Origin of the sequence: Micromonospora sp. NPDC049089, from assembly GCF_040648775.1 — a bacterium.
Classification (GTDB): Bacteria; Actinomycetota; Actinomycetes; order Mycobacteriales; family Micromonosporaceae; genus Micromonospora.
The window spans coordinates 23,961-31,980 of record NZ_JBEZEH010000058.1 but is presented as its reverse complement, the minus strand read 5'-3'; the positions used below and the strand labels follow the sequence as shown (position 1 = coordinate 31,980).

At 72.7% G+C, this 8,020-nt stretch carries 11 protein-coding genes; 3 read left to right on the top strand and 8 right to left on the bottom strand.

Annotation, left to right across the window (positions count from 1 at the left end; translation table 11 throughout):
* Positions 1-143 precede the first annotated feature (143 nt).
* On the bottom strand, positions 144-338 hold the full coding sequence (locus AB0B48_RS12895; protein ID WP_355004984.1) for a hypothetical protein: 195 nt from the start codon (positions 336-338) through the stop codon (positions 144-146).
* Between the two features lie 191 nt (positions 339-529).
* Between AB0B48_RS12895 and AB0B48_RS12890 the strand changes: the two genes are divergently transcribed.
* Positions 530-1,180: an alpha/beta fold hydrolase gene (locus tag AB0B48_RS12890; RefSeq protein ID WP_357200049.1), complete on the top strand. Its 651-nt coding sequence runs from the start codon at positions 530-532 to the stop codon at positions 1,178-1,180.
* Positions 1,181-1,183: 3 nt separating this feature from the next.
* Here the strand turns inward: AB0B48_RS12890 and AB0B48_RS12885 are convergent, their stop codons facing one another.
* Entirely contained in the window at positions 1,184-2,284 is a 1,101-nt protein-coding gene (locus tag AB0B48_RS12885; protein WP_357200046.1) for an AI-2E family transporter, read from the bottom strand.
* 201 nt (positions 2,285-2,485) lie between these two features.
* On the opposite strand from AB0B48_RS12885, the gene AB0B48_RS12880 reads away from it, so the two are divergent.
* On the top strand, positions 2,486-2,668 hold the full coding sequence (locus AB0B48_RS12880; RefSeq protein ID WP_091395189.1) for an antitoxin: 183 nt from the start codon (positions 2,486-2,488) through the stop codon (positions 2,666-2,668).
* A gap of 67 nt (positions 2,669-2,735) precedes the next feature.
* Here AB0B48_RS12880 and AB0B48_RS12875 read toward each other — a convergent pair whose 3' ends face one another.
* Positions 2,736-3,335 (bottom strand): hemerythrin domain-containing protein, encoded by a 600-nt coding sequence (locus AB0B48_RS12875; protein ID WP_357200043.1) that lies wholly within the window; start codon positions 3,333-3,335, stop codon positions 2,736-2,738.
* Positions 3,336-3,508: 173 nt separating this feature from the next.
* Here AB0B48_RS12875 and AB0B48_RS12870 point away from each other — a divergent pair, with 173 nt between their 5' ends.
* Entirely contained in the window at positions 3,509-4,822 is a 1,314-nt protein-coding gene (locus AB0B48_RS12870; protein ID WP_357200040.1) for an FUSC family protein, read from the top strand.
* 10 nt (positions 4,823-4,832) lie between these two features.
* Here the strand turns inward: AB0B48_RS12870 and AB0B48_RS12865 are convergent, their stop codons facing one another.
* From AB0B48_RS12865 to AB0B48_RS12845, 5 genes are all read right to left on the bottom strand, one after another.
* A complete protein-coding gene (locus AB0B48_RS12865) occupies positions 4,833-5,477 on the bottom strand; it encodes a C39 family peptidase (RefSeq protein WP_357200037.1) in 645 nt (214 codons plus the stop codon).
* A gap of 224 nt (positions 5,478-5,701) precedes the next feature.
* The gene (locus AB0B48_RS12860) at positions 5,702-6,109 is read right to left on the bottom strand and encodes a TIGR03618 family F420-dependent PPOX class oxidoreductase (RefSeq protein ID WP_357200033.1); all 408 of its coding nucleotides are present in this window, start codon (positions 6,107-6,109) and stop codon (positions 5,702-5,704) included.
* 31 nt (positions 6,110-6,140) lie between these two features.
* Positions 6,141-6,482, bottom strand: coding sequence for a YkvA family protein (locus AB0B48_RS12855; RefSeq protein WP_357200030.1), 342 nt, complete (start codon positions 6,480-6,482; stop codon positions 6,141-6,143).
* Between the two features lie 33 nt (positions 6,483-6,515).
* On the bottom strand, positions 6,516-7,334 hold the full coding sequence (locus AB0B48_RS12850) for a hypothetical protein (RefSeq protein ID WP_357200027.1): 819 nt from the start codon (positions 7,332-7,334) through the stop codon (positions 6,516-6,518).
* Between the two features lie 158 nt (positions 7,335-7,492).
* Positions 7,493-7,813, bottom strand: coding sequence for a hypothetical protein (locus AB0B48_RS12845; RefSeq protein ID WP_357200024.1), 321 nt, complete (start codon positions 7,811-7,813; stop codon positions 7,493-7,495).
* Between the last annotated feature and the right edge of the window lie 207 nt (positions 7,814-8,020).

Sequence of the window (8,020 nt, the reverse complement as noted above, 5' to 3'; positions counted from 1 at the left end):
GCGCCGGGCCGAGACCGGTGTGTTGTGCTTCCCCCTTACTTAGAGTCGGGGCGGGGGGGGTACCACCCCCCCCCCCCCCCGCCCGCGCTGTTGACCGGCTCGCCGGCCCAGTTTGATCGAACCGGCTCGCCGGCTTAGGTGGATCAGACCGGCTCGCCGGTCGACGGACGCCCGATCGCGTCCCGGGGCGCCGCCGCCTTCGGGTCGTCGGGGAGCCGGGCCGAAGCGGCCTGGTCGCCGAAATCCTGGTCCCCGACGTCCTGGTTGCGCTCGGCGTCCTGTTCACGCTGGGCTCGCTCGGTCAGCTGCTGCTGCCGGGAAATCTGCTGCTTGGCCATGGCGATCCTCGCGATCCGTCGGGGCGCGGCTGCGCCGACACGGTCTGCGGTCGCTCGTCGCGTACCCGGGGCCCCAGTCGACAAACGCGGCCCGGCGGCGGGCGCACGGCCCCGGGTGAACGCCGTCGCGGCGTGCGTGCCCGGCGGCGGGCGGGGTACCCGGGACACCGGCGAGCACGCGGAGGTGGGGCATGGACGAGCAGCGCAGCGTGACCATCCCGGTCGGGGACGCTCAACTCCCCGCCGACCTGACGCTGCCCGCCCAGCCGGTCGGCGTGGTGCTGTTCGCGCATGGCAGCGGCAGTTCCCGGCACAGCCCGCGCAACGTGGCGGTGGCCCGGACGCTGAACGACAGTGGGCTCGGCACGGTGCTGGCGGACCTGCTCACCCCGGCCGAGGACGAGGTGGACGCGCGAACGGCCGAACTGCGCTTCGACATCGGGCTGCTGGCCAGCCGGCTGGCCGGGATCGTCGACTGGCTGGCCGTCGAGCGTCCTGCCGGCGATGCGCCGATTGGCCTGTTCGGGGCCAGCACGGGTGCTGCCGCTGCCCTGGTCGCGGCGTCGTCCCGCGCCGATCGGGTGGCCGCAGTGGTCAGCCGGGGTGGTCGGCCGGACCTGGCCGGGAACGCGCTGGCCCAGGTGCGTACCCCGACGTTGCTCCTGGTCGGCGGGCTCGACGAAGAGGTGATCACGCTCAACGAGCGGGCGCTGGCCGAGTTGGGGGAGATCGGCGAGTTGCGGGTCATCCCCGGCGCCACCCATCTCTTCGAGGAGCCCGGCACCCTTGAGCAGGTCGCCGATCAGGCTGGCACCTGGTTCACCACGCACCTCGGTCGGTGATGATCACTCCGAGGGCAGCAGAGCCGAGGTCGAGCGGCGCTGTTGGACGGTGTCGATGACGCGCCAGAGGACGGCGGTGATCGGGACGCTGACGAAGGCGCCAGCGATGCCCGCGATCAGCGTGCCAGCGGTGACCGCCACCAGGATCACCGCCGGATGCAGTCGGACCTGCCGCTTCATGACCAGCGGCTCCAGCAGGTTGCCCTCGATCTGCTGCACGGCGATCACCGCCGCGAGGGTGAGCAGCGCTGTGGTCGGCCCGTTGGCTGCCAGCGCCACCAGCACCGCCACCGCGCCGGCCACCGTCGCCCCGATGATCGGCACGAAACCGCCGAGGAACGTGATCAACGCCAGCGGCAGGGCGAGTGGCACCCGCAGCACCACGAGAGCCAGCCCGATGCCCAGCGCGTCGATCGCGGCGATGAACATCGTGCCCCGGCTGTACGCGCCCAACGTCTGCCAACCGTTGCGGCCGGCCTCGGCCAGCACTGGTTGGTTCGGGCCGGACGCCCGGGACAGCACCCAGTGCCACATGGACCGGCCGTCCTTGAGCAGGAAGAAGAGCAGCACCAGAGCCAGCAGCGCGGAGCCGAACACCTCGGTGGCGGTCCGGGCGCCGGCCACCGGGTCGGGTGAGCTGCCGCTGAGCCCTTCCCGGGCCTGGTCGACCAGCCGGTCCAGCTGTGCCTCGCTGACCGGCAGGGTGGACGTCACGAAGTCCCGGCTGCGTTCGACCCCCTGCGTCAACTCCTGGCTGAGCTGATCGAACTGGCTGGCGGTCAGGTTCCACACCAGGGCGCCGACGCCGACCAGGATGCCGAGCAGCAGCAGTACGGTGCAGAGCGCGGCCAGCGCCGCCGGCAGGCGCAACCGGCGCAGCAGCAGCAGGACCGGATCCAGCAGCGCGGTGAGGAAGATGGTGGCGGCCAGCGCGATGGCCAGGGGCGCCAACAGGACGGCGATCCGGCCGAGCAGGTAGAGCCCCGCGGCGATCACCACCAGGCAGGCACTCCACAACACAGCGGTCCGGACCAGCCACGGCAGCGCCGCCCAGGTCTGGCGCGGCCCGGGGCCGCCTGTCGGTCCGGGTACCTCTGCGGCCATGTCGGTCCTCCTCGATGTCGACGAGGTCGGTACCCGGTCGGTCGTGCCCCGACACCCGAATCGCTGGCCGTTGCCCGCGCGGATCGTACGTCGGCCGGAGTGACGCCGGTGGGTGTTCGCCAATCACGTCCGGAGCGGCGGCGTTTGGGTGGTCCGGCCGAGGGAACGCGAAGGGGACGGACCAGACTGAGGAGGGACGCCATGGGTGACTTCATGGACAAGGCCAAGGACTTCGCGGACAAGCATGACAAGCAGGTCGACCAGGGTGCGGAGAAGGCCGGCGACATGGCCGACAAGCGCACCGGCGGCAAGTACGGCGATCAGATCGACAAGGGCGTCGACCAGGCCCAGGCCCGCACCGGCGAGGGCGATCAGGTCCGCTGACCCGCCGCGCTTCTCCCGGGCCGCCGAGCCTCGGCGACCCGGGAGTGCCGGGTCCGGACGATGCGGATCAGCGCTTGTCGCGTAGCTCGTCCATCGTGGTCGGCCGGCCGCTCAACGCGTCACGCAACCGGTCGACCAGGCCGATGCCGGGGGCGAGCAGCTTCTTCGCCGGTGGGTGCTCAGGGCTCCCCGGGTGCGGCCGGGTCGGCCCGATCTCCTTGATCACCGTCACCCGGGCGGCGATCTCGACCAGCTCCTCCCGGGCTGTCGCCGCGCGCAGCCTCGGAAAGAGCTCCTTCTCCTCTTCCGCCACGTGGTGTCGGACGGTGCTGGTCAGGTGGGCGAGCAGTTCGTCGAAGCGGGGGTCGGACGGGTCGGCCGACTCCAGCTCCTTCATGGTCCGCTCGGCGTCGGCGTGCTCCGCGATCTCCCGATCGGCGATCTCGTTGCCGTCGGGCAGCACCTCTCGGGCGATCGGATACACGTACGCCTCCTCGGCCACCGAGTGGCGGACGAGTTCGGCGATCACCACGTCGGCGAGGTGTCGGCGGTGCTCGGCAGTGCCCTGCCGGGTCGCCAACTCGACGAGGACCGCCTCGATCGCACGATGATCGGAGATCAGGATGTCGACGGCGTCGTGGTCGTCGCTGTTCGGTGGATTGGTCATTGTCACGGCCCCTTACCGGTTGCGGATCGGTGGGAGGTGTGTGGCTCTGGTACCCCCACGGGGCTGCACAAACCCACGGTTGACGATGCGTACGACGGTGTCTCTGGTACCTGCGGTGGCGGGTGGTGCCCGGCCGTCACGATTGCCGTGCCGCCGCCGGGGTAACCGCCGCCATGGCCGACGAACGCCCACCCGCCGACCGCGATCAGTCGCGGTTCGATGAGACCGCCGAGCGGACGGTCCGGCGGGTGCGGCACCGTGGCGGGCAGGCCGGCCGGATCCGGGCCCGGCAGTGGGAGGTCACTCTGGTGATCTCCATCCAGGCCGGGCTGGCCGCGGCCATCGCCGCCCTGCTCGCCAAGAATCTGCTCGGCCAGGGATCGCACGTCTTCGCACCCGCCGCCGCCGTCGGTACGATCGCCACCGCCATCGGGCAGCGGGCCCGCCGGACCTTCGAACTGTTGGGCGGCGTGGCCCTGGGCATCATCATCGGCGACACGCTGCGATTCCTGCTCGGCTCGGGACCGTGGCAGACCGGCGTGGTGGTCGCGTTGGCCATCGCCAGCGCGTTGCTGGTGGCCGGTAAGGGCGGTCCGCTCGTCGGCCAGGCCGGCGGTACCGCCGTGCTGATCGCCACGCTGGCCCCGATGCAACGCGGCCTGGAGGTGCCCCGCATCTTCGACGCGCTCGTCGGTGGGGCGGTCGGCCTGGTGGTGGTCGCGCTGTTGTTGCCGATCAACCCGATGCGGGTGCTGGACCGCGCCGCGGCACCGATCTTCGCGATCCTCTGCGAGCAACTCGACGAGCTGGCGCAGGCGATGCGCGAGCGCGACGTCGCCCGGACCATGGGCGTTCTCGACCGGCTTCGCAGCACCGAGGACGACCTGGGCCGGTTGCACGATGCGCTCAGCGGCGCCGAGGAAGTGGTGACGATCGCCCCGGTGCGCTGGCACCGCCGGCAGCAGTACCACCGTTACGCCCGCAGCGCGGGCCACCTGGAGCGGTTACTGCTGGACACTCGCGCCATGGCCCGCTGGTCAACCACTGCCTTGCAGTACGACGAGCCGATCCCACCGGAGCTGCCGGACGCGATGGGCCGACTGGGTCAGGCGGTGGCGGAGATGCGTGCGGAGTGCAAGGTCGGCGACGACACCCAGCGCACCCGTCGACTGGTCGAGCAGTGCGCCGAGTTGGCCGGGCGGGCATCGGCGACCGGGGTCAAGTCGTTCGGCGAATCCCTCGTCACCGGGCTGCGTACCGCGGCCAGCGACCTGCTCCGGGCAGCGGGTTCCGAACCCGAGGACGCCAACCGGATCGTGCGCCGGGCGGCCGGAGCCGGCGAGGCCGAGATCCACCCGCCACTCCGCCGACAACTGCACCGGGCCCCACCGACGCGAGCCGCCCGAGCCCGCCGACGCGCGCACCTCGCCAACCGCCGTGACAACGGACGGGCCGGCCTCCCCGCACGGGAGAGGCCGGCCCGGTGAAGCGTCTGGATCAGGAGGAGTAGCCGCGTTCGGCGATCCAGTTGGCGACCTTCGGCAGGCTCATCCAGTACTCGCCCAACGCCGGGTCGGCCGGGTCGGCGACCCGGATCGTGTCACCACCGTCGCGGTAGCCGACGAGGGTCAGGTAGTGGCCACCCTCGTACGAGTGCGGGTTGCCGTCGGTGTCCACTGTCGTGCCCTTGATGTTGGCCACCACCGGGCGGCCGGCGTCCACCGCGGCCAGCACGTCACGGCGCAACTGCTCGACCTGGTCGGGGCGGGCCACCGAATCACGGATCTCGGTGGTCCGGTACTTGCCGCCGGTCAGTTCGTTGAGCACCCGGGTGGTGTCCAGGGCCGAGGGGGTGCCCGCCTCGGTGGTGCCGAGCAGCCGGGCCACCTCGTCCTGCGAGAGCGCCTTGCCCTGGGCGGACAACGCGATCCTGGTCGCGGCCGGGCCGCAGTAGTAGAAGTTCGGCTGGGCCTGGTAGTCGACGCCAAGGACCCGCTCGGAGTGCCTGTCGGTCTGGCTCGACGAAGCCGGAGCGGCGGGTGCCGGCGCGGCCTGCGCGGCCACCGCCGGGCCGAGGGCGCAGCCGCCGGCGACGAGCAGGCCGACGACGGACAGGCCGCTCTTCTGGACGATCGGGTTCATGGTCGAGTCTCCGTTCGGGGGTTGTCGGCTCCGACAAGCGGAGGGCGGCAGCACCGGGAATGGCGCTCGGCGCAACACGGGGGCCGACCAGCTGTGGTCTCGGCCCTGGGCGTACCGAGGGCGTAACGGCTCTCCTCCACGGAGAATTCCGCCGGCTGAGGGCACCGGGACCCGCACGACGTCCCGGCCCGACCCGAACCGGTCATCGGGGACAGACGGTCAGCTCAGAGGCTGCCCAACAACCTGGTCACGGTGATCTCGATGACCACCCGCTCCGGATTCGGGCGTGGTGTCCGATACCGCTCGGCGTACCGCCGCTCCGCCTCCGCCACCGCGGCCGGATCCGACCGCAGCACCGCGCGGCCCTCGATGGTCAACCAGCGGCGGCCATCCACGTGGCACACGGCCACCGCCGCGCCAGCCGCGCCGGCAGCCGCCACCTGACGGGCTTTGCGGGAGGCGCCGGAGGTGATGACCCGGGCCAGGCCGGCCGCCGGGTCAAGCGTCACCCCGACCGGTACGACGTGCGGGGTACCGTCCGCCCGCAGGGTGGTCAGCGTCGCCAGGTGTCGTTCGGCGCAGAAGGCGACAACCCGCTCATCGTGCACGTCCAACCGATGATCGCCCGCCATGCCCGTCCCCTGTCCGCCGAACCGACCCCGATCATGGCACGCGGCGGCGCACCTGGCCCCGATCCGGCGGGGCGTCCGGCTGACCGGGCAGCTGGCGGCCTGCCGCCCGACGTTGGTGCACCAGCCGGGTCAGGTAGATCAGCGCGGCGGCCAGGACCCCCATGTCATCCAGGTAGATCGGGTCCGGCAGCACGTCGACCGGGAAGACCGTGTAGATCAGCGCCCCGTAGAAGGCGACCTTGCCGCCCGCGCCCAGCCCGGTCAGCATCCGCCGGGTACGCACCACCCGCACCGCCAGCACCACGGCACCGACCAGTGTGGCGAGCGCCAGGATGCTGGCGATCACCACGAGGACCCACGCCTGTCGGGACATGCCGTCACGCTAACCCACCCGAGCCCGCGCGGCTCAGAACGCGGGCACCGTCGCACGGCCGCGAGCGGTCACCTTGTTCTCCCGGGTCTGCTCGACGTTCTCCCGAGGCTGCGCGCCCACCGGCCGGGCAACCTCGCTCAGCGGCAGCACCGACGCGGACTCGGCGACCCGTCGCCCGCTCGCGGCGTGCGCCTCCTCGCGCAGACTGCGAGCCGCGGCAACCGCCAGCTCCGCCGCCCGCCACGCGCTCTGCTCCCGCTCGCGGGCTGCGGCGTGCCGGGCCGCCAGGTTGTCCCGGATCGCCCGCTGGAGCACCAGCTCCTGCTCGACCGGGTGCAGTCGCGGGTCCCAGCCGTCGCGGTGCGCGAAGACGTCGCTGAGCTGCTCCACCGACAGGTCCCGCCGCCAGTACGCATCCAGCGCCGCCCGGTGCAGGTAGCGCTCGCGGTCCGCGTACTCGGCGGGGGTCCGTGCGGTGTGCGGCAGCGGCATGGCGGCCGCCGCGTCCAACCGCCGTACGCCAGCCTCGGCCGCCTCGTACACCAGCCAGGCCGCCTCGACCGCCTCCTGCGCGGCAACCCACTCCGTCCGGCGGCGCTGCACGGTGGTGGTCGCCCGCTCGGCGGCCACCGCGACCTCCTGCGCGTAACGGCTCTGCTCCCGCTCCTCCTGGGCCTGCTCAAGTTGGCTCGGCATTGCGGCGCGCCGGATCCGGGAACCCGGGTCGAAGCGGAGCCGGCCGGGTCGCAGCAGGAGAGCGGAGACAGCGACGGCTACCACCCCGAGCAGGCTCAGCCAGATGACGGCGGCCCGGGAGAGGTCGGGCAGGACGGCGGAGAGGATGGTTTGCATGTAACAGCACCTCGCGGTCGAAGGCGGGTATCGACGGGCGGCAGGAAGGCGCGGCAGCACCGGTCGGCCCGGTGGCGGGATGATCCCGTGGACGGCGAACTCAGGTGCCGTGCGGGAGGATCAGCCGGGATCGGGCCCCGGGGATCGCCGGGCCTGGCTCAGCGGGTGGGTGGGCCGCGTCGTGCGGGAGAGCCACGGCCGGGATCGGCGGCCGGGACGTGCACCGGGCCCGCCGCGACCGGAGCGGTCGCCGTGGCGGTGTCGAGCGTGCCAGCCGGCGGGGCTTCAGCGGGCTGGCCGGCTCGCTCGTCGGCCGGGCCGGCGTCGGGGCTGACACTCGCCACCCGGCTGCTCACGGCGCTGGGCCGCAGCGGCGTGGGGGTGGGCGGTGGGGTCGCGGCGAGAGCGGCACCGAGGCCGACCGCGAGGACGAGCGCGGTGACCGCCAGGCGGGTCAGTTCCCGCAGTGACCGCAGCACAGCCCACCTGGCTGGGCGGACGGACGCTGCTGACGACACCTGACCAACCTATCGCCCGTTCCGGCCAACCGCAGCACGGCGATGGGCGGCGCGGGCGTGACCGCCACCACCATGCGCACTGTGGACACCGCCGATCAGGGCCCGGAAACGGCAACGCCCCCGACCGGATCGGGTCCGATCGGGGGCATCGTCAATCGTCGGGGGCGC

What these genes read in the sequence shown, in the direction of transcription:
- AB0B48_RS12895 (WP_355004984.1), bottom strand. Translation starts at nt 338, where the DNA reads ATGGCCAAGCAGCAGATTTCCCGGCAGCAGCAGCTGACCGAGCGAGCC.
- AB0B48_RS12890 (WP_357200049.1), top strand. Translation starts at nt 530, where the DNA reads ATGGACGAGCAGCGCAGCGTGACCATCCCGGTCGGGGACGCTCAACTC.
- AB0B48_RS12885 (WP_357200046.1), bottom strand. Translation starts at nt 2,284, where the DNA reads ATGGCCGCAGAGGTACCCGGACCGACAGGCGGCCCCGGGCCGCGCCAG.
- AB0B48_RS12880 (WP_091395189.1), top strand. Translation starts at nt 2,486, where the DNA reads ATGGGTGACTTCATGGACAAGGCCAAGGACTTCGCGGACAAGCATGAC.
- AB0B48_RS12875 (WP_357200043.1), bottom strand. Translation starts at nt 3,335, where the DNA reads ATGACCAATCCACCGAACAGCGACGACCACGACGCCGTCGACATCCTG.
- AB0B48_RS12870 (WP_357200040.1), top strand. Translation starts at nt 3,509, where the DNA reads ATGGCCGACGAACGCCCACCCGCCGACCGCGATCAGTCGCGGTTCGAT.
- AB0B48_RS12865 (WP_357200037.1), bottom strand. Translation starts at nt 5,477, where the DNA reads ATGAACCCGATCGTCCAGAAGAGCGGCCTGTCCGTCGTCGGCCTGCTC.
- AB0B48_RS12860 (WP_357200033.1), bottom strand. Translation starts at nt 6,109, where the DNA reads ATGGCGGGCGATCATCGGTTGGACGTGCACGATGAGCGGGTTGTCGCC.
- AB0B48_RS12855 (WP_357200030.1), bottom strand. Translation starts at nt 6,482, where the DNA reads ATGTCCCGACAGGCGTGGGTCCTCGTGGTGATCGCCAGCATCCTGGCG.
- AB0B48_RS12850 (WP_357200027.1), bottom strand. Translation starts at nt 7,334, where the DNA reads ATGCAAACCATCCTCTCCGCCGTCCTGCCCGACCTCTCCCGGGCCGCC.